Origin of the sequence: Congregibacter sp. (genome assembly GCF_965660375.1) — a bacterium.
GTDB lineage: Bacteria > Pseudomonadota > Gammaproteobacteria > Pseudomonadales > Halieaceae > Congregibacter.
Genome location: NZ_CBFHZO010000063.1, coordinates 1 through 19974, shown reverse-complemented (window position 1 = coordinate 19974; position 19974 = coordinate 1). Strand labels below are relative to the sequence as shown.

Below are 19974 nucleotides of genomic sequence, written 5' to 3'. Positions count from 1 at the left end.
GTTTACTTCGCCTGCGCTACCAGCCAGCGAAAGATCCGCAATTGCACGGGCAAGTAGAACAGGTATTCCGGATGCCACTGTACGCCGAGGATCGGCGTGTCGGCGGCGCCCTCCACCATCTGGCATATATTGTCCCGATCCCGACCGACAATCGCGAGCCTGTGGCTCACGGTATTAATTGCCTGATGGTGAAGGCTGTTCACCTTCAGTCGATCGGTGGCAAAAATCTCCCGGGCGCGAGAGTTCTCTAAAAGTTTTACTTCTTTGGTGGCAACAAGGCTCACCCGGTTACGGGTGTGCTTGCGCATGTCCCGGATGTCCTGATGCAGCGTGCCCTCAAGCACGATGTTGATCAGCTGGGCGCCTCGGCAAATCCCCATTACGGGCACGTTCTCGTCGAGGACCTTTTTGATCCAACGGACTTCAAGGGCATCGCGGGCGGGATCGGAGCGTATTTTGGGATTACTGGGTTCGCCGTACTGCTCCGGCCCGATATCGTCCCCTCCGCCAATGATCAAGGCATCAAAGTTGTCTTCATCCGCGGGTTGATGGCGCACAGAAATGCGTACTGCCTGCGCACCGACGAGCAGCAGCGCAAACCGGGTGCACCACCAGCTCGGCGCCCAGCGTCGACCGTTACCGGTTACACCAATGCGTGGTCGTTTAGCCATTGATCCATCTCGGCAACCCACTTGCCTCGATCTACAGGAAGCAACAACCGTCGTGAATCCAGGTATTTTGCTGCCAGAGCCTTGATGTCGTCCGGCCGGTCTGCGAGACGCTCTACGGTCAGCCACAGGTCCCAGGGCTTTGTGAGGTCCCAGTCGTCGCGCTCGATATGGCAGTTGGGCATACGGTAGTGAAACGCCGGCCGCGCGTTGACCCGGTCATCGTCCACGGTGCGCTGCACACGCTCACTGTCGATTTCTGCAAGGATGGGCAGTAAATCCAGCGCCCGGTTTCGCGTCGGGTTGTGTTCAAGATAGTCGTCAAAAATCTCGTCCATGGTCATGGACTCCCGGGCGAGAAGGGTTTCCACGTAGCCCTGGGGGTAAAGATCGATATAGGGACTGATCTTTCGGGCGGGGTTCACATCGTGGGCATCCACCAGCCACCACTGCAGCAGACAGAATGCGCGGAGATAGCGACCCAGGGTGTCTGCATCCAGCGCGGGAATCTCCGTGTTGATGTGCACTCCATAGGCGGCAATCAGCGACTCTTCCGTACCCTGGGCGCCCGCTGCGCGCAGGCCGTCGCTGATTTCCTTCAGCACATCCAGCTTCTGCACCGCAATGGGGGGCGCCACAAGCTCGATGGGTACCAGGGTGCTTGCCAGATCATTGAGGGGCTCTACCCAGTACTGCTCCTCATCGGCGGCATATTCCTTGGAAATTCGCTTGAGGAACGCCCAGTCGATTTCTACCTTGAACTCGCCCAGGTCTTCGGCGTGCAAAGTGCACTCAGCCGCCGTTGACTCCCGGGGCTTTGCATCGAGGACTTCCTCCACGACCTTCACCGCCGTTTCCAGAGACAGCCCCGAAAACTCAACCTCAAAGCCCGCGCGACGCGGTTCTCCCGCGCAGGTGTGGGTTGTTGGTGGTTGTGTAAATGCTGGCAAAATCTACTCCCTGCTGGATGAAATCTCCGAATTCAGCCTGTCAAGGTTAACAGTGGCGATTTAAAGGGATGTTACGGCAGAGGCGTCTGTGGCGATCATTTTGCCGGCGCTGCACTCTCCAGCCACTGCGCCAGGGGCACTGCCGACAGGAGGTTTTCGTACCAGACTGCATAGCCAGCACTGGAGGGGTGGAGACCGTCCCGGGCATAGTATCTTTCGCTGTTATCCTCGAAGGGATTGCCCTCCTCGGAAAGCGCGAGAAGATCCAGGAACTCCACATTCCGTCGCCGGGCGGCGTCTGCAAAGACATCTCGCACAAGGCGGGAACGATAGGAGAGAAGCAGGGAGAGTGGCCAGGGGGCCGCGCGGGCCTCACCCAGATCGCCGACACTGACCAGCAGAACCCGGGGACTCAGCGCGACGGCGGCATCAAGGCTCTTTTCAATGGCCCTTTGGAGCTCCCTGCTGCCGGTCAAGCGCAGGGCGTCGTTGCCCCCGACCTGCACCAACACCAGATCGTAGGGGCCCCGCGGCACCTGTTTTATCTGGCCGGGAATGGCACCGGTGAGCACGCCATCCTCAGCAAAGTTAAGCACCGTGGTGCGGGGGAAGTCCGCAGCAATGCGGCCGGCGATAGAGTGCTCCGGCGCTGCAGCTCCGGTGCCTACCGCGGTGCTGTCGCCGACCACCAGGATCTTGTGCGCGGGGTCGGACAACTTCCTGATGAAAGGGGTGCTTTCTGCCGCCAGATCGCTGCCGCGGGCGACGGCAACGGCAATAACGCCAACGTTGTAGACGCATAGCAGTAACACCGCTAGGGCAAACGCTGATTCGGGCTTAAACATGGGTGCTAGCGTGACGCGGGGTGCTGCATGTGGATGTGCTGAATGCCGTCTTCGAGATAAGGCTCGGAGCAGACCGTAAAGCCCAAAGATTCGTAGAAGCGCTGGAGCTGCGCCTGGGCACCGATAAGAATGGGGCTCCCCGGCCAGGTGCGTAGGTTGAAGTCGATGCCCCGCCGCACCAGTTCGCGGCCCAGTTGCTTCCCTCGCTGGGAGGGGTCCACAATAATCCGGCCGATGGAGCTCTCGTTCTCATAGGGCGTGCCCGGTGGCAGGCAGCGCTGGTAAGCCAATAACTTCCCGTTTTCGCGGTAGCCGTGATGCCAGCCGGCGGCGTCCATACCGTCTGGATCCAGATACACACAATCCTGCTCCACAACAAAAATCGCCGAGCGAAGCTGCAGCAGATCGTAAACATCAATCCCGCTCAGCGCTGAAAAGGGCTGACAGGACCAGCCATTGTCGTTGCGTCTGTCTTCGCATCTGTCGTCGAACATTCTGGTTGCCTGACCATAAAAGAGGCGATCATGCTAGCGATTTGGCCTTCTTCTCGCCAGTTGAGTTGTTCTCGCTGGCGGGAGAAATTGCTATGATCGCGAGATCCGCGCTTGAATGAGCGCATTGGTAAGACGGTATCCAAATCGACCATGCTAGCGAGCGTTGAACTACCCGCTGATTTCAAGCTTCTAAACCAGCAATACCGGGGTTTGGTACAGGCACTGTTGGCGGATATCGACCTCCTGCCTATTCGGGTGGAGGTTGCTCCCACCCAAACCGGTAATTTTCGCGGTTTTGACCCGGCAAAGTTCTACGTCGTTGTCAGTGGAACCGTATCGGTGCGCTACGCCGATCGTGCGGTATATCTGCTGGAGGAAGGTGACGTGCTGCTGCCGGACATCGCGGGCAGCCGGGATACAGAAGCAGCGGTTTTCTACGGCAGCGAGGCCGGCGCGAGTCTCAACAGCTACAGCGCCCTGGAATTTATGCAACAGGTGTTCGCACGGCCGAGCACCACCAAGCTCTGGACCCGGCTGCTGGTCACCTACAGCGGCATGATGCTGCGTCTCACCGCCATGCAAACCCCGGTGGACGTGATCACCACACCCGGCTTTGCCTTGTATGAACCGGAGGAGATCATCATCAATCAGGGGGAGCGTGCCCAGTATGTCTTCAACCTCACCTCCGGATTGGCAGATGTACTTGTGGATGATGTGCCCGTGGGCATTATCAGCCCCGGAGAAATTTTCGGTGCCATGGCGGCACTGACCCACGCCGATCGCAGCGCGACGGTGCGTGCCCGCAGCCGCTGCAGTGTGGTCAAGGTACCCACCAGCCAGTTCACAGAGCTGATCAAAAACAATCCTGCAACGATCCACGCCCTGCTCACAGACATGGCGAACTCCATCGTCAGTCTTAACGAGCAGCTGGTACAGAAGCGTGGAGGAAGCGGGGGCGCCGGGACGGACACGCAGGGTGGTGGCGATGCCTGACGCGTTGCCCGGGTAAGCCATGCAAATATAAAGAGTTGAGGTACCTATCTTCGCTGCACACTCTTCGCGGCACACTCTTAGCGACATCGACGCATCTGCCGGACTTTTAGCGCCAGTGTGTTTCAATTCAGTGTGTCAAATTCAATTTTCCAATCCGGCTCAGATTCTCCAAGAGACCCCTAAATGACAGAATCCAACACCATTGATGACGATGGCATCGAGGGCATTTCCCTAAAGCAGTATGCCGAGAAAGCCTATCTCGACTACTCCATGTACGTCATTCTTGATCGCGCATTGCCCCATATTGGCGACGGGTTGAAGCCCGTCCAGCGGCGCATTATCTACGCCATGAGTGAACTGGGGCTCAAAGCAACAGCGAAGTTCAAAAAGTCCGCTCGCACCGTGGGTGACGTGATCGGCAAGTTTCATCCCCATGGGGACAGCGCTGCCTACGAGGCCATGGTGCTTATGGCGCAGAGCTTCAGTTATCGTTACCCGCTGGTCGATGGTCAGGGAAACTGGGGTTCCCCCGATGATCCAAAGTCCTTTGCCGCGATGCGCTACACCGAATCCCGCCTGACGGCCTATGCCGATGTACTGCTTGGGGAGCTGGGGCAGGGCACTGTGGACTGGGTGCCGAACTTTGACGGAACCATGGATGAGCCCTCCCTGCTCCCCGCCCAGGTTCCCAATGTGCTGCTCAACGGCACCACCGGTATTGCCGTGGGCATGGCAACGGATATTCCCCCGCACAATCTGCGGGAAGTGGTGACGGCGGCGGTAACCCTCCTCGACGCGCCTAAAACCACCCTGGCGGAGCTTTGCGAGATCATTCAGGGTCCCGATTACCCGACGGAAGCGGAGATCATTACGCCCAGGGAGGATATCGCCCAGCTCTATGCTACGGGGCGAGGAGGCCTGCGTGCGCGTGCGGTTTGGGACACGGAGCACGGTGATATTGTGGTCACTGCGCTGCCCCACCAGGCCTCGGGCTCTCGTGTCCTGGAGCAAATCGCGCAGCAGATGCAGGCCAAGAAGCTGCCCATGGTCGCGGACCTGCGGGATGAATCAGATCACGAAAATCCCACCCGCCTGGTGATTGTGCCGCGCTCCAATCGCATCGATCGCGACGCGCTCATGAGCCACCTTTTTGCCACCACGGATCTTGAGCGAACCTATCGCGTCAATCTCAATATGATTGGTATTGATGGTCGCCCGGGAGTGCGCAGCCTCGATGGCATTCTCAGGCAGTGGCTCAAGTTCCGCCGGGAGACCGTGCGACGGCGTCTGGATTACCGCCTGGAGCGGGTGCAGCGGCGTTTACATATTCTGGAAGGTTATCTGGCGGCTTACCTGAATATCGATGAAGTGATTCACATCATCCGCACCGAAGAACATCCCAAGCAGGCGCTCATTGCGCGCTTTGAGCTGTCGGATATGCAGGCAGAAGCCATCCTCGAGCTGAAACTGCGCAACCTCGCCAAGCTCGAGGAAATGAAGATTCGCGGCGAGCAGGACGAACTGGAAAAAGAACGAGACTGGCTGGAGAAGACCCTGGGCTCCGAGGCACGGCTGAAGACGCTGATTAAGAAAGAGCTCACGGCCATTGCCGAAAAGTATGGCGATGATCGGCGCTCCCCCCTGGCAAGCCGGGAGGAGGCCCAGGCCTTCAGTGAGCTGGAGCTCATGAGCGCCGACCCCATAACTGTGGTCTTGTCGGAGAAGGGCTGGATCCGTGCCGCCAAGGGGCACGACATGGATCCCGGGTCCCTGAGCTATAAATCCGGAGACAGCTTCAAGCTCGCAGCGAGGGGGCGGAGCAATCAGCCGGCGGTGATTATTGATTCCACCGGTCGCGCCTACACCCTGGCGACGCATAATCTGCCGTCGGCGCGGGGCCAGGGAGAGCCGCTGACCGGTCGCATTAACCCGCCCTCGGGAGCAGGCTTCGATGGATTGATGATGGGTGACAGCGGACAACGTTGTATGCTGGCCTCCGACGCGGGCTATGGTTTTGTGACTACGCTTGGTGATCTGCAGACAAAAAATCGCGCGGGCAAGGCAGCGTTGACGCTGCCGTCAGGTGCCCGGGTGGTGAGTCCAGTACCAATCGTCGATGACGCCCAATGGGTGGCCGCGGTGAGCAATGAAGGGCGGCTGCTGCTGTTTCCATTGGCGGATTTGCCGAGCCTTTCCCGGGGTAAGGGCAATAAAATTATTGCGATTCCCGGGCCCAGGGCCCGGGACCGGGAGGAGTTTGTGGTTGCCACAGCGGTGCTCAGGGACGACGACGGTCTGACCGTATGGGCCGGAAAACGCCACCTGACACTCAAGCGTTCAGAGCTCGAGCACTACCATGGTGAGCGGGGACGACGGGGCAACAAGCTGCCCCGGGGATTTCAGCGCGTGGAGCGTATGGACGTGGCTTCCTAGGGTGCGATGAGCCGCCGGCGCCAGAGATCAGCTGCTGTTTGTCCCTTGGCTGGGTTTGATTCTTTCGACGATGATCCGGGCCTGATGATTGATGAGGGTTTCCTGCTCCTCGGCCAGACTCAGCAGCTCACTGACGGCGGCATCCATGTCGCCATCCTCCGCCAGCTCCGCGACCGCCTGAAGCTGTTCATCGGCCAGGGCACTCTCTGCGAGGAGAATGGCCGGATAACGCTTGTGATTTAAACAGGCATCTCGTAACTCGTCGATGGCGCCCTGAAGATGCAGCTGCGGGTAGATATCCTTCGCCTGATCCATACCTTTTTCGCACTGCCCCAGGGCCATGGCGAGCTCCAGCGACAGGCTGGTGCGCTCTTGAAGTCCGAGAGAAATAAGGGCGATGAGTCGCGCACAGCTCGCCGCCCGCAGGGCTTCGCTGCCGGCGTTGGGCTGGGGGCTGAAGCTCACGATGAGGCCAAAGGGCCTGGTGACGACCAGCTCGCCGCGATAACACTGCGCGGCGGCCTGTACGATCTGCTGCAGGCGGCGCGTGTAGCGATGAAGATTGGATTCTCCGAGGGTGTCCACGTAGCGGGCCAGACTCGCCAGGTGCACAAACAGAATGGTCGCCTGCTGAAACTCCGTGGTCGCCGCGGGCACGGGAGCATGGCCCCGCAGCATATCCAGAGGTAGCGCTTCCACACTGCGCTGGAGTCTACTCACTTCGTTTTCCAGATCTGGTGCATGAGTGCCCGGCAGTACCAGTTGGCTGTCGAGAATCAACAGCGAAGCAGAGAGTCGCTGGGCCAGAAACCGGGTTCCCATGAACACCAGCAGACTCAGGGCAGCGGCCAGCGCCAGGAGAGAGAACAGGAAGCGCCAGCGAATCTCCTGCCCCGCACTGCTGTCTACTGCCACTAAAACCTCGCCAGCGGTGTCCTGCCCGATGCGTATGGGCGCACTGTATTGCGTCAGATCAGGTCCGCTGATGACTCCTGCGGTACCCATAGCCATTCCCTCAACATCGCGAATGGTGATTCCTCCTGCCAGGGAGCTATCCACAAAGCGTTGCAGTGACGCGCGGGCGCTGAGGAGGTCGCCGCGCTGAAGCGCCTCGCGCACTGTGGCAGAGACCTGCTGGGCGAGTGATTCTCCATAGCGTCGCTCCCGCTCATTTTGGAGGTACTCGCTGGAAGTGGCTGTAAGCCACAGCAGACACAGACCCACGAGGAGGGCGCAGCCGGCTGCCACCAGCGGCAGTTGCAAACTCAGGCTGAGGGATTTGAAGCGTTGCATGAATCAATTCGTGGCGATGCTGTGCGGGGAGTATAAGCGTGGGGGCCGCGCGGCGTCTCCCTGTTCGATCACTGGGTTAGAATTGGGCGCAAATTTTTATGCCACTAGGGTCTATCGTGACAACAACGGCTTTCTCGCTGTCTACGCCGCTCAATCCTGCCGCTCTGCAGCGGCTTCTGCCGGCATTGGTGCTAGCGGATTCGGTGCGTTTTCCTACCGGTTCCGAGCGCCTTGAATGTCGCAGCGAAAGCGACGACACAAGAAAGCGTCTCGCAGCACAGCTGGACCAACTGGGCGTTTCCTGGGATTCCAGGGTCTTGCCGGTTATGGGCGTAGGAGATCCGTCCTCGCTTTATCAGTGCGCGGATGCGGTGCTCACTCTCATAATTCCTCCGGCGGTCCAGCTTCCCCCGGATCTCATAGCAACGCTCGCCCAGGGGGATGTGGAGCTCCGTGCGCTGCGGCGTCTATCTCCGGGTGAGCCAGGAATCGCGGAGCGAGAGCTGGCGGTAGAGTTTTATCTTGATGACTGGTCGCGCTGCACCCTGCTTCGCGAGAATCTTCAGAATCTTGCCAGCCGCTGGGAGCTCGATCTCACCCTGACGGCCAGTGACAGCAAACGCCCCCGGAGGCGATTAATAGCGTTTGATATGGATTCCACGCTGATTCAGTGTGAGGTTATCGACGAGCTTGCCCGTCGCGCCGGGGTTGGGGAAGAGGTGGCTGAGGTGACTGCCCGGGCGATGCGCGGTGAGCTCGACTTCCGCGAGAGTTTTCGCGAACGCATGGCGAAGCTCAGGGGGCTGGATGCCCGGGAGATTGATGAGGTGGGCATTCACCTGCCCCTGATGCCCGGCGCCAGGGCATTACTGCGGACTCTGCGTGCCCAGGGACATTACACGGCAATTTTATCCGGGGGTTTTGACTACTTTGCGAAGAAGGTGCAGTCGCAAATCGGCGTTAACGAGGTGCACGCCAATCACCTGCAGATCATCGATCAGCAGCTCACCGGCGATGTGGACGGCGAAATTGTGGACGCTGATCGCAAGGTGCTGTTGCTCCGGGAAATTGCCGCGCGGGAAGGCATTGCCATGGATGACACCGTTGCCGTGGGGGATGGGGCAAACGATTTACCGATGCTGGCGACCGCGGGGCTGGGGGTAGCCTTTCATGCCAAACCCCGGGTCCGGGAATCCGCACCTTGCGCCATTAATCACGGTACGCTGGAGGCACTGCTGTATGTTCTGGGGGTGCCCCGTTGAACAATCGCTTTGGCGGCGTGCCCTAAAGATCCGTCCAGATCGATTCAAAGGCGGCGGTGGGCAGCTCTTCGCGTTTTGAGCTCTCGATGTCCTCGTCCAGCTGGCGGAGGTAATCAAAATCCATCTGACCGAAGTAACCCGTGGAGGCCACCTGGCGTTTGAGCTTCACCAGTGCGGATTCCTCATCACAGGTCACAGTAATCCGCTGACCCTCCTTAAAGACCATTCGCGGCACTACCAGGGTGTGGGCCTGCCCCACGAGGGGAATCTCCGGTAGCAGCAGCACGCGAATGGGTTTTGAAAACTCGCCATCGGGCATTTTGATCTGGGCCGCGTAAGCGCCGGCCCGGGGACTGATGAGTTCCAGACCCACGAGCGTGGGCGCGTGCTTTACCTGGCTTACCCAGCGGATGACCGCGATAGTCCAGTCTGTCTGCTCCATGCCCGCTTCGCGCACACAGACAATATCACCGATGTGCACGCTGTCCGGGGGATCGTGCCATTCAATACAGTAGCCCCCGGGACTGGTGTTCGTGGTTTTTACAGAATAAACCGTGTGGCGCACCGGTTTTTGCATCTGTGCCTTGGCTTCCTGCTGCTGAGCGAGCCTGGAGAACTTATCCACGTCTACGCCCAGATCGATTTCTTCGTCCGGGGCGTGCTCCTCGATTTCATCTTCCGCATTGGCCTGCTGCCACTTGTCACCGTGACTGGCGGGAGTGAGGAAGGGGTTCTGGTTGCCCGCGCTTGCTTCGGCATCGTCGTACTCAGGGCCCTGGAAAACCTCTTCCAGGCTGCGCTCTCCGGCTACAAAGTAATGCACATTGCTCAGGCCTGTGGCGATTTCCAGGGTGCTGCGTGAGGGCTGCCTTGCGAAGTTGCGCTGGCTTATCTCGCCCAGGGCTTTGATCAGGTGCTCCAACAGGTTGCTGTCCAGACGGGTTTCCCTGTCGAACTCGATGACGCGAAGCCCCTGGGTGCCTCGGGACTTCTTGAGTTCCTCCAGGTGACTGATCAGTGCCTTGGTGTTGATATAGCGGAATTGGGTACTTCCCCGACGAACGAGGAGCTCGGCGAAGGCCGGCGCCTGATCGCCCAGCATGTCTATGGCAAAGAGACCGTCTCCAAGCTCCGGATCCTCAAGCTCCGCCAGGTCCCGCCACTCCTGAAACGCCCGGTAGGCACCCGCTATGTCGTGCTGTCGCAGCTGGTTCGGCTTTGCGCAGGCAAGGAGCAGTGGAGGGATGTATTCCTGGGCAATATTGCTACGGGTCCCCCGGAGGCTGTCCTCCACGGGCAATTTCGCCAGCTGCTGTCGCTCGCTCAGGGAATAAAGCTGATGGAGACCTGCCCAACCGTTCGGTTCAACGGGCTGGTAAAGAATGTAGGCAACGAGAATACGCTGTCCCGACAGGACCATGGCCCGGTGCAGGGACTCGCAGGCGAGCTTGGCCGGATTGATGCCCTTGACGCCGCTGTTGTCCCGAATTGTGTGTACTGCTGTGAGGCTGTAACCGGCCGCAGTCAGGGAACAGAGGTCAGTGATCAGGTCCGTCTGGATCTGTTTGTCGTTGTCCAGGATCACCGACTGTTTGAGGGACCCTCGGATAAGCGTTGTGAGCACGGAATCCACCGGAGTGCGCAGCAGCTCCAGCAGCGCAAAGCGCTCCGGAGGGGCGAGCGTCACCCGATTGAGTTCGGATACTGCACTGCGCAGACTTGATCCCGCGCGAAGGGGGTTGCCCAGGGGCAGTTCCTCCACCCACTTACCCACGGCCTCCACCGTGCAGTCAAAAACACTGCATTGGTCGAGATCCTGCTGGGGGAGGCGCAGGCCTGAAACTTTTGTCGGCGTCATGGCGCCCAGTCCTTGTTGCCGGGAGCAGATTGTGCCGAGCATAGCTTAAATTTGGGGTTTCGCGCTATTTCCAAACACTGATTTTGCGTGGCCGGTACGGTATCATCGCGCGCCATCAGACTTAGGGATGCACGGCTATGGCCAATTACTCAACCAACGAATTCCGCTCGGGTCTCAAGGTGATGCTGGATGGAGATCCCTGCAGCATTCTGGACAACGAGTTCGTCAAGCCGGGCAAAGGCCAGGCCTTCAATCGTGTTCGCATGCGTAACCTCAAGACCGGTCGGGTGTGGGACCGAACCTTCAAGTCCGGTGAGAGTCTCGAAGGTGCTGATGTCATGGACATCACCATGGAGTATCTCTACACCGATGGTGAGTTCTGGTTCTTTATGGAGCCCAACACCTACGAGCAATACCAGGCGGACGCCGCTGCGGTGGGCGATACTCACAAGTGGCTCAAGGAGCAGGAGCCCTGCGAGGTTACGCTTTACAACGGCACGCCGCTCTCCATAAGCCCCCCGAACTTCGTGGAGCTTGAGATCACGGAGACGGACCCGGGACTCAAAGGTGACACCGCCCAGGGCGGCAGCAAGCCCGCTACACTCTCCACCGGTGCGGTGGTTCGCGTGCCGCTGTTTATTTCCCAGGGAGAGGTCATTCGCGTAGACACCCGCTCCGGAGAATACGTCGCTCGCGCGAGCAAAAGCTGATATGGAGGACTGGCGGCCCGGGACAACCCGCGCCGCTCTTCAGGCCCGGAGCGCGCTGTTCGGCAAAATCCGCGCCTTTTTTGCCAAGCGTGATGTCCTTGAAGTGGATACACCGGTCCTCGCCGCTTTTGGCGTGACCGATCCCGCTATAGAACCCCTGCGCACTATGCCTTCGGCAACCGATGGCTCATCCAGATTCCTGCAAACGTCTCCCGAATTCGCCATGAAGCGCCTGTTGGCGGCGGGCAGCGGACCCATCTATCAGCTGGGTAAGGCTTTTCGCGATGGCGAGGTTGGCGCCAGACACAACCCTGAATTCACCCTGCTGGAGTGGTACCGACCGGGACTATCTGCCAAGGACCTGATTCGGGAGGTGGCGGAGCTGGTCTGTGAATGCCTGGGCAGGGATGACTGGAGCGTTGTCAGCTATCGTGCGCTCTTTGACGAGCTGCTGGCGGTGGATTCCTGGGCCGTTTCTGCTGCAGAGCTCAAAACCGTAGCTGTCGGGCAGCTGGATGTAGGCAACCTGGAGCTTGATTACGATGGCTGGCTCGACCTTCTGATGAGCCATGTTATCGAACCGGCGCTTGTAAATCGCGGTGTGCTGTTTGTGTGTGACTACCCGCCCTCCCAGGCAGCTTTGGCACGCTGTACTGATCGTGATGGTCGAAGGGTAGCCGAGCGCTTTGAGCTGTATGTGGATGGAATCGAGCTGGCCAATGGCTACCAGGAGCTGCGCGATGCGCGGGAGCTGGTGGAGCGGGCAGCAGATGATAATCTCCGACGACGCACTGCGGGCCAGGCGGAGCGAGAACTGGATCCACGGCTTGTCGCCGCCATGGAAGCAGGTTTGCCGGAATGCAGCGGCGTTGCTATGGGCGTGGACCGCCTGCTCATGGCCCAGCTGTGCGTCGACCGCTTGTCAGCCGTGATGCCCTTCGACTGGAGCCGCAGCTAGGATTAACGGTTTAAAATCGCGGGCTCGTAGGTGGCGAGAAACTCCCTGGGGAGTCGCCGGGGTTTCCCCGAGCTGATCTCTATGCAGGCAAAGCGCACCTCGGCACGGAGCAGCGTTACACCGTCGGCGACGCGCTGGACCTGAAATTGCCGCGTCATGGTCAGACGTTTGTCCCAGTGGGTGATCCAGGTTGCCGTGTCGACTTCTTCATTGAGATAGGACGCCTTGAGATACTGATAGCGGCCTTCCACTACCGCCATGGCCCGGTCCAGTCGGTGATAGTCATCGATATTCATACCCAGGTGGGCAGAATGCTCCCAGGCGCACTCCTCACACCAGCGCACATAGACCGTGTTATTCGTGTGATTCAGTGCATCAACGTCACCGGAGAGCACCGTGGTGCGCCGCAGGAAGGGCGAATCGTAGTCCCAGTCACTCATTGCTCAGGCCTTCAGGCAGCAGCCGGGGCACTGGTTCCATCCTCCGGAGATTCCAGCGGTTTTTGGGCAATGTTGGAAAAGCCATAGGCGATGGCGACCAGGGGGCAGGCAATATTGAAGATGGCAAAGGGGGCGTAGGTAAGCGTCGCAACGCCCAGGGTGGCCGACATATAGGCGCCGCAGGTATTCCAGGGGATGAGCGCTGAGGTTATGGTCGCGGAATCCTCCAGCGTTCGCGACAGATTCAGCGGCGACAGGCCATACTCCTTGTAGGCATCCCGATACATACGCCCGGGCAGCGCTACGGCCATGAACTGGTCTGCAGCCAGAATATTGGTGGATACACAGGTCGCTACCGTCGTCGCAACCAGGGAGCCGGTGCCCTTGACCAGGCGCAGCGCATGGCGCAGCCAGTAGTTGAGGATGCCGGTGCGCTCGAGAATGCCGCCAAAACCCAGAGCAACGACGATGAGCCATACGGTGTTCAGCATACTGCTCATGCCGCCTTTACTGAGGAGCGCATCGAGAAATTCGTTGCCGCTGTTTGCCTCATAGCCTGCAAACAAGGCGACCCAGACGCCCTTTACCAGCGCAAGGCCTTTACCCAGTTCATCGTCGCCGGCCATCCGCTGGACGACCTCCGGCTGGAAGATGAGGGCGAACACGCCTCCCGCCAGCGCGCTGATAAGAATCGCCGGGTACGCGGGGAAGCGCTTGTAGACCAGGAACAGCATAAGTACCAGCGGCAGTAGAAGATGGAGTCCGATGGAGAACTCGACCTGGAGGCTCTGCTGAAGTGCCTCAATTTCCTGGGGCGTGCTGGCATCGCCCCCACCGATGAACGAGAACACCAGCAGCGCCAGCGCAAAGCTTGGCACCGTGGTCCAGAGCATGTGTCGTATATGATCAAAAAGGTCCACGCCGGCAGCGGCGGACGCCAGATTGGTGGTATCGGACATGGGCGACAGCTTATCGCCAAAGTAGGCGCCGGAAATAATCGCTCCCGCTGCAATGGCGGGAGACAGGTCGAAGCTCCCCGCGATGCCCATGAGACCGATACCGAGGGTGCCCGCCACGGTCCAGGAGCTGCCAACGCTAATGGCCACAATGGCGCATATCAGCGCACTGGCAGCGTAGAAAATCTGTGGGTTCAGTATCTGAACACCGTAATAAATCATTGTTGGCACGGTACCCGAGAGTATCCAGGTGCCGATCAACATCCCCACCGCAAGGAGGATCAGTGTTGGTCCCAGGCCCACACCGATGCCATCGATAATGCCTTCCTGTGCCTCCCGCCATTTGATGCCGGTACGCTGTCCGACCAGCGCTGCAATACCCGTGGCGAGGACCAGCGCGATCTGGTTGGCACCGTAGGAGGCATCGGAGCCAAAGAGGAATACCGAGAGCGCCAGCATGGCGATGAGCATAACAATGGGGGCTGCCGCCAACGCGGGTGTGAGTCGTTCGTTGCTGTGTCTGTTTGCGCTCAAGACCGGTTCACCTGCCTGGGAAAGCCTGTGAGCATGCCGCAAAAATTTGTGTGGGTACAGGGACCGCCGCGAAAACACAGATGACGACGCCATTGTTCAGTACACTGCCGCTGACTGTTGTTCGACCCAGGGCACTACCACTGTGAAAGATGATCAACGCGCTTTATTGCTGGGTCTTTGTGCGGTGCTGCTGTGGTCCACCGCGGCAACCGCCTTCAAGCTTGCCCTCGCAGAGCTTTCGGTGCTGCAGCTGCTTTTTGTCGCTGTCTGGGTATCAGCGGCGGCATTGCTGGGAACCCTGGCCTGGCAGGGTCGGCTGGGGCTTTTATGGCGGGAGCTGCGCGCTGCGCCTCTTGGTTTCCTGGCCATGGCCGCTCTCAACCCGCTGCTTTACTACAGTGTTTTGCTGGCTGCCTACGACCGGCTGCCCGCCCAGCAGGCACAGACCATCAACTATACCTGGGCAATCACGCTGGCACTGCTGTCTATCCCCGTGCTTGGCCAGCGCCTGGGTTTTCGCGACTGGCTGGCTATTGTGTTTGGCTACCTCGGCGTCGTCATCATTGCCACCGAGGGAGCTCCTTTCTCCCTGGCGTTTAGCAGTGGTGTAGGGGTCACTCTTGCCTTGGGCAGCACGGTGATATGGGCCGTTTTCTGGCTATTAAGTGCCCGGAGCAAAGGCGATGCGGCGATTTCTCTGGCCGCTTACTTTGTGTGTGCAGCACCCATATCTTTAGTACTGTGTTTGCTTTGGGGCGGGGGCCTGCCACCCTCCGGCGGGGCGCTGGCGAGTGCGGTCTATGTAGGGCTTTTTGAAATGGGGTTTACCTGGCTGCTGTGGTCCACCGCACTGAGAGTCGCAAGCAATGTGTCCCGGGTGGGTAACCTTATTTTTCTGTCACCGATGCTGTCTCTGGTGTTTATCGCCCTGATTCTGGGGGAGGTGATCCACCCGGCAACCTTGCTGGGGCTCGCACTGATCCTGCCGGGAATCGTGGTTCAACAGGGTAGGCCAGCACCTGAGCCCCCGGATAAAGCCCCGCAATAAAACTTGTAACGATAGCCCGGCGACCCCGGGCCAGCCCGAAAATCAGGCGCTGCGGTAGCCCGGCTTGGCGAAGGCCAGCTGTGCCGTGCCGATGATGCGTTCCCGAAAGCCGCCCTCGCAGTAGCAAAGATAGAATTCCCACATGCGAATAAACCGGTCGTCAAAGCCCATGGCGCGCACCTCATCAAGGCGCTCCATAAACCGCTGGCGCCAATGGGCCAGGGTCAATGCGTAGTCGGCAGTGATGTCCCGCAGGTGAACCATTTGCAGATTACTGTCTTTCGCGATGTGCCTGGCGATAATCTCCAGGGAAGGCAGGCAGCCGCCGGGGAATATATAGCGTTTGATGTAATCCACGGAGCGCCGCGCCTGTTCGTAGCGGTCATCGGTAATGGTGATTGCCTGAATAACCATTTTTCCGTTGTCTTTCAGAAGCTTGCTACAGCACTGGAAGTAGCTGCTGTAAAAATCGTGACCCACGGCCTCAATCATTTCCACGGAGACGAGCTTGTCGTACTCACCGGTGAGAGCGCGGTAGTCTTCGCAGAGCAGGGTAATCCGGTCCTCAAGCCCCAATTCGGCGACCCGGGCCTTGGCGTAATCAAACTGCTCCTGGGAGATGGTCGTGGTAGTGACTTTGCAGCCGTAATGCGTCGCCGCGTGAATGGCCATGCCACCCCAACCCGTGCCGATCTCCAGCAGGTGATCCTCGGGCTTGAGTTCAAGCTGTCGGCAAAGCTCGTCCAGCTTATCTACCGCGGCTTTTTCGAGGGTGTTTTCCGGGCGCTCAAAGACCGCCGAGGAGTACATCATCGTGGAGTCGAGAAACAGGCGGAAAAAATCATTGCCAAGATCGTAGTGCGCTGCGATGTTCCGTTTGGAACCCTCGTGAGTATTGCGGTTCATGGAATGTGCCAGCTTTAGCGCAAGTTTGGTGTACCAGTGTTGCTTGGACTCCATGGACTCCATGGTTTGCATGTTTGCGCTGAACAGCCGGGTGACTTCCGTAAGATCCGGCGTCGACCAGTCTCCATCAATGTAAGCCTCGCCTGCCGCTACGGTGCCGCCAATCAGAACCTTGCCGAACGCTTCGCGATTGTGTACCACAATCTCTGCCTGAGGCTCGCCGGGTTTGGCAGCGTCGCCAAAGTGATGGGTGTCTTCGCCATCATGGATAGTCACGTAGCCCACCTTGATGTGCGATAGCACCTGCAGAAGAAAATGCCGCGCAAGTTCGGCGCGGTTGCGAAAAGATTTTGCCTGGGGCAGAAGGGGAATCCTGCTCACACTGACTTCGTTCATTATTGTGCTCCAGATTGAAGGCTGGTCCCGGGGTGTGGATGGTAAGGGATACGTTTGATGAAAAGCTTGAGGGCTTGCCAGTAGATTGCTCCCGCTACTTTAGCGGTCATCAGGGGGAATCGCCATAGTATGCCGCGCAGGCTGACCGCCGTGATGGGCTCCGCTTCCAGCGCCAGGGTGGCATCGAAAACCCGGTCGCCCTCCCGGTGATTCTCCAGATGGATTGCCAGGCGCTCTCCCGGAACGTTACTCCGCCAGGAATACTCCATGTCCATCGGGTTAAAGGGTGAGACGTGAAATGTTTTATCAAAGTCCTGGCGCAGAACCCGTTGCCCGGGCTCTGAGGAAAGAACGTAGCTATGGCGCTCATCCCACGGTGTGTTGGTGACTTCGGCAACCAGGTATTCAAGGCGGGATTCGTCGTCACTGAAACAGTAGTAGCAGATGATGGGATTCATGCGCATGCCAAAATAGCGCAGGTTGGCGAGAACATAGATGGGGCCGCTGTGCTCTGCGCCGGTCTCTTCCCTGATGCGCCTGCGCACTTCCGCCTCGAGGGGTTTGGTCGGGTCGCCGAGAAAGTCGTCACGACAAAAACTCGCGGGGGCAAAGCGTGAACGGGACCAGAGTCGGCTCAGGCCAAGCACAGCGTCGACTTCGTCAAGGCGCAGGTAGGGCATGAACACCCGATACTTGAAGGCGTGTTTCCGGGGCGTGTGGCGCCGGTGTCTCAGGGAGCCGATGTACAGCCGGGACTTCATGCCGCGTTGCGTGTCCGCTCTGTCATCGCCTGAGAGACACGCAGCGCGCTCACCACGCCGTCCTCATGAAAGCCGTTGTGCCAGTAGGCGCCGCAGAACCAGGTGTTTTGCTGTCCATTGATGTCGCCCCAGCGCTGTTGCGCCGCCATGCCGTCGAGACTAAACACGGGGTGATCGTAGGTAAAACGTCCGAGAATCTTGTGGGGGTTGATAGAAGCAGTGTCATTGAGGGTGACGCAGAAGGTCTCGGCGGACTGAATGCCTTGCAGGATATTCATATTGTAGGTGAGTACGGCACGGGATTCATCGACGCCCAGTCGATAGTTCCAGCTGGACCAGGTTTTGCGGTTCTCCGGGAGTAATCGCTTGTCGGTGTGCAGCACCACGTCGTTGGACTGGTAGGGCAGTGCCCCGAGCACCTCGCTCTCCGCGGCCGACGGTGCTTCGAGCATCGCCAGGGCATGATCGGAGTGGGTGGCAATGACCGCCTGATCAAAACGCTGTTCCGTGCCGTTTTCAAGCACTAGCGTGACGCCCGAAGCGTCCCGGCGCACTTTGCTGACCGGGGTGCCAGTATGTATGCGCTGCTCAAAGCGGCGGCACAGGGGTGCAATGTATTCCCGGGAGCCCCCTTCAATGACCCGCCACTGGGGTCGGTTTTTTACCGAGAGCAAGCCATGATTTTTGAAGAAGCGCACGAAGAACTGCACGGGGAAGTCGAGCATGCTTGCGCAATCGGAAGACCAGATAGCGGATCCCATGGCGATAAGGTAGTCCCGCTTGAAGGACTCGCTGTATTTTTTGCGCTCCAGATAGCTCCCCAAACTTTCATTGTCCGCAAGCTCACCTCCCTCGAGATCCGCCAGACTTTCTTTATTGAATCGCAGGATATCTCGCACCATGCGCAGAAAGCGGGGCGACACAAGATTGCGCCGTTGGGCAAACAGGGAGTTGAGATTAGTGCCGGAATACTCGAGGCCCGTGTCTTCGTCGCGGACGCTAAACCCCATGGAAGTTTCCCGACTGCTAACCCCCAATTCATCCATCAGGGCAATAAAGTTAGGGTAGGTCCAGTCGTTAAAAACGATAAATCCGGTGTCGATGGCGAAGCGCCGGGTGCCCAGTTGCACATCCATGGTGGCCGTGTGGCCGCCAAGTCTCTTGTTGGCTTCAAAGACGCTGACCGTGTGGCCAGCACTTAGATAGTGTGCGCACGCTAACCCCGAGATGCCTGAACCAATTACCGCAATGTGCACCTGTGGGTGACTCCTGTCAGTTGTTGAGGGACTTGATGAGTAGGGCCAGAGATGGCGCGTTGCGGCCTGAGCATTGTCCCGGAAGGCCGCGATTCTACTGTGAAAATTACGCGTGGTGGGAATGGGTGGATCAGCGCGGTTTTCGCGCGGATGTCGGGGTCATCCACTCGGGCTATAGTGCACGTATTAAATGTATTGAATAGCAGGGGTGATACGTGGAAGACAAACAAAGTACGGCGCGGGGGAATGATGGTGAGGTGCGAGCCATACCAACAGGTCGTCGCACGGACGAGTGGAGTGAGTGCCTGGTCCTGATCGCCGAGAAGCAGGATCGCGCCGCATATACACGGCTGTTCCGACACTTCGCGCCACTCATCAAGGCCTTCGCGCTCGCGGGATCTGCTATGTCGGCGACCCATGCCGATGAGATTGTGCAAGAGGTTATGTTAAAAATTTGGCAAAAAGCCGGAGCTTTCAATCCAGAAAAGGCCGCGGCGAGTACATGGGTATATACGATTGCGCGAAATTGTCGGACGGACATGTTCCGCCGCCTGCAGAAGTTCGACACGCCTTTGGCAGCGGAGGATTTCAGTCCGGATCAGGAGCACGAAGAGCCGTTTATGCAGTTGCAGAACCGACGCAGCGCCGACCGAATCAGGGAGACGATGAAGAATCTCCCCGCAGACCAGACGCAGATAATTGCCAAGGTCTACATGGAGGGTAAATCGCACGCAGAGGCGGCCTCCGAACTGGACTTACCGCTGGGTACCGTGAAGTCGCGGGTCAGGCTGGCCGTGCAAAAGATGCAGGTGCAGTTTGACGTTGCCCAAGAGGGTAGATAAATGGAACACGAAGACAGAGTTGTAGATAAAACCATGGCAAAACATCATCCTGAATTGGAACTTCTCACGGAGCATGCTGCTGGCAGCCTCTCCCTTGCTCAGGCCGCCTGCGTATCCGCGCACCTGAATTATTGTGACTGCTGTTCGCGGACAGTGGCACGCCTGCAGACCATAGGGGCGGCAATGTTTGAGTCCCTGGACCCGGAGCCCGTGGGCGACGCGCTGTTGGATCGTGTGCTTGCGCGCCTCGATGAGGAAGCGCCTCTGTGCTACCAGCCTGCCAAACGCAAGGGCCAGGACGCGACTCCAGCGTTGTTGAGCCGTCTGATGGCCGGCGACTTTTCTGACCTGGTATGGAAGAAAGTCACCGA

Annotated in this window: 18 protein-coding genes and 1 pseudogene; 8 read left to right on the top strand and 11 right to left on the bottom strand. The window is 58.9% G+C overall.

Annotation, left to right across the window (positions count from 1 at the left end; genetic code table 11):
• Nucleotides 1-2: 2 nt before the first annotated feature.
• The 4 genes from ACTG3T_RS05600 to ACTG3T_RS05585 all read right to left on the bottom strand — a co-directional run bounded on the left by ACTG3T_RS05600 (nucleotide 3) and on the right by ACTG3T_RS05585 (nucleotide 2957).
• The gene (locus tag ACTG3T_RS05600) at nucleotides 3-671 is read right to left on the bottom strand and encodes a gamma-glutamyl-gamma-aminobutyrate hydrolase family protein (protein WP_439101280.1); all 669 of its coding nucleotides are present in this window, start codon (nucleotides 669-671) and stop codon (nucleotides 3-5) included.
• A complete protein-coding gene (locus ACTG3T_RS05595; protein WP_439101279.1) occupies nucleotides 644-1618 on the bottom strand; it encodes an amidoligase family protein in 975 nt (324 codons plus the stop codon). Before ACTG3T_RS05595 ends, ACTG3T_RS05600 begins: the two co-directional genes overlap by 28 nt.
• A gap of 95 nt (nucleotides 1619-1713) precedes the next feature.
• Complete coding sequence (locus ACTG3T_RS05590; protein WP_439101278.1) at nucleotides 1714-2463, bottom strand: SGNH/GDSL hydrolase family protein; 750 nt, start codon at nucleotides 2461-2463, stop codon at nucleotides 1714-1716.
• A 5-nt stretch (nucleotides 2464-2468) separates the two neighbouring features.
• A complete protein-coding gene (locus ACTG3T_RS05585; RefSeq protein ID WP_439101277.1) occupies nucleotides 2469-2957 on the bottom strand; it encodes a GNAT family N-acetyltransferase in 489 nt (162 codons plus the stop codon).
• A 111-nt stretch (nucleotides 2958-3068) separates the two neighbouring features.
• Here ACTG3T_RS05585 and ACTG3T_RS05580 point away from each other — a divergent pair, with 111 nt between their 5' ends.
• Nucleotides 3069-3950 (top strand): Crp/Fnr family transcriptional regulator, encoded by an 882-nt coding sequence (locus tag ACTG3T_RS05580; RefSeq protein WP_439101276.1) that lies wholly within the window; start codon nucleotides 3069-3071, stop codon nucleotides 3948-3950.
• A 183-nt stretch (nucleotides 3951-4133) separates the two neighbouring features.
• Complete coding sequence (gene parC / locus ACTG3T_RS05575; protein WP_439101275.1) at nucleotides 4134-6383, top strand: DNA topoisomerase IV subunit A; 2250 nt, start codon at nucleotides 4134-4136, stop codon at nucleotides 6381-6383.
• A 27-nt stretch (nucleotides 6384-6410) separates the two neighbouring features.
• Here the strand turns inward: parC and ACTG3T_RS05570 are convergent, their stop codons facing one another.
• Nucleotides 6411-7676, bottom strand: coding sequence for a hypothetical protein (locus ACTG3T_RS05570; RefSeq protein ID WP_439101274.1), 1266 nt, complete (start codon nucleotides 7674-7676; stop codon nucleotides 6411-6413).
• A gap of 116 nt (nucleotides 7677-7792) precedes the next feature.
• Between ACTG3T_RS05570 and serB the strand changes: the two genes are divergently transcribed.
• Nucleotides 7793-8938, top strand: coding sequence for a phosphoserine phosphatase SerB (serB, locus tag ACTG3T_RS05565; RefSeq protein ID WP_439101273.1), 1146 nt, complete (start codon nucleotides 7793-7795; stop codon nucleotides 8936-8938).
• 22 nt (nucleotides 8939-8960) lie between these two features.
• Here serB and ACTG3T_RS05560 read toward each other — a convergent pair whose 3' ends face one another.
• Complete coding sequence (locus tag ACTG3T_RS05560) at nucleotides 8961-10796, bottom strand: GTPase (protein WP_439101272.1); 1836 nt, start codon at nucleotides 10794-10796, stop codon at nucleotides 8961-8963.
• Between the two features lie 137 nt (nucleotides 10797-10933).
• Between ACTG3T_RS05560 and efp the strand changes: the two genes are divergently transcribed.
• Together efp and epmA are read left to right on the top strand one after the other, a co-directional pair.
• Nucleotides 10934-11506, top strand: a complete 573-nt coding sequence (gene efp / locus ACTG3T_RS05555; RefSeq protein WP_439101271.1) for an elongation factor P — start codon at nucleotides 10934-10936, stop codon at nucleotides 11504-11506.
• Between the two features lies 1 nt (nucleotide 11507).
• Nucleotides 11508-12464 carry an EF-P lysine aminoacylase EpmA gene (gene epmA, locus ACTG3T_RS05550; RefSeq protein ID WP_439101270.1) on the top strand — a complete coding sequence of 319 codons (957 nt, stop codon included), beginning with the start codon at nucleotides 11508-11510 and terminating at the stop codon, nucleotides 12462-12464.
• Between the two features lie 2 nt (nucleotides 12465-12466).
• Here epmA and ACTG3T_RS05545 read toward each other — a convergent pair whose 3' ends face one another.
• Together ACTG3T_RS05545 and nhaC are read right to left on the bottom strand one after the other, a co-directional pair.
• Entirely contained in the window at nucleotides 12467-12904 is a 438-nt protein-coding gene (locus ACTG3T_RS05545) for an acyl-CoA thioesterase (protein WP_439101269.1), read from the bottom strand.
• Nucleotides 12905-12915: 11 nt separating this feature from the next.
• Complete coding sequence (nhaC, locus tag ACTG3T_RS05540; protein ID WP_439101268.1) at nucleotides 12916-14394, bottom strand: Na+/H+ antiporter NhaC; 1479 nt, start codon at nucleotides 14392-14394, stop codon at nucleotides 12916-12918.
• 142 nt (nucleotides 14395-14536) lie between these two features.
• Here nhaC and ACTG3T_RS05535 point away from each other — a divergent pair, with 142 nt between their 5' ends.
• A complete protein-coding gene (locus ACTG3T_RS05535; RefSeq protein WP_439101267.1) occupies nucleotides 14537-15442 on the top strand; it encodes a DMT family transporter in 906 nt (301 codons plus the stop codon).
• 42 nt (nucleotides 15443-15484) lie between these two features.
• Here ACTG3T_RS05535 and ACTG3T_RS05530 read toward each other — a convergent pair whose 3' ends face one another.
• From ACTG3T_RS05530 to ACTG3T_RS05520, 3 genes are read right to left on the bottom strand one after another with little or no spacing between them, the layout of a single operon-like run.
• A complete protein-coding gene (locus tag ACTG3T_RS05530; RefSeq protein ID WP_439101266.1) occupies nucleotides 15485-16744 on the bottom strand; it encodes a class I SAM-dependent methyltransferase in 1260 nt (419 codons plus the stop codon).
• Nucleotides 16744-17505, bottom strand: a complete 762-nt coding sequence (locus ACTG3T_RS05525; RefSeq protein WP_439101265.1) for a DUF1365 domain-containing protein — start codon at nucleotides 17503-17505, stop codon at nucleotides 16744-16746. Before ACTG3T_RS05525 ends, ACTG3T_RS05530 begins: the two co-directional genes overlap by 1 nt.
• Nucleotides 17502-18761, bottom strand: a complete 1260-nt coding sequence (locus tag ACTG3T_RS05520; protein ID WP_439101264.1) for an NAD(P)/FAD-dependent oxidoreductase — start codon at nucleotides 18759-18761, stop codon at nucleotides 17502-17504. Before ACTG3T_RS05520 ends, ACTG3T_RS05525 begins: the two co-directional genes overlap by 4 nt.
• 215 nt (nucleotides 18762-18976) lie before the next feature.
• Here ACTG3T_RS05520 and ACTG3T_RS05515 point away from each other — a divergent pair, with 215 nt between their 5' ends.
• On the top strand, nucleotides 18977-19603 hold the full coding sequence (locus tag ACTG3T_RS05515; protein WP_439101263.1) for a sigma-70 family RNA polymerase sigma factor: 627 nt from the start codon (nucleotides 18977-18979) through the stop codon (nucleotides 19601-19603).
• Nucleotides 19604-19974 (top strand): annotated as a pseudogene (locus ACTG3T_RS05510) (ChrR family anti-sigma-E factor); the annotation flags it as partial. It lies immediately after the preceding gene.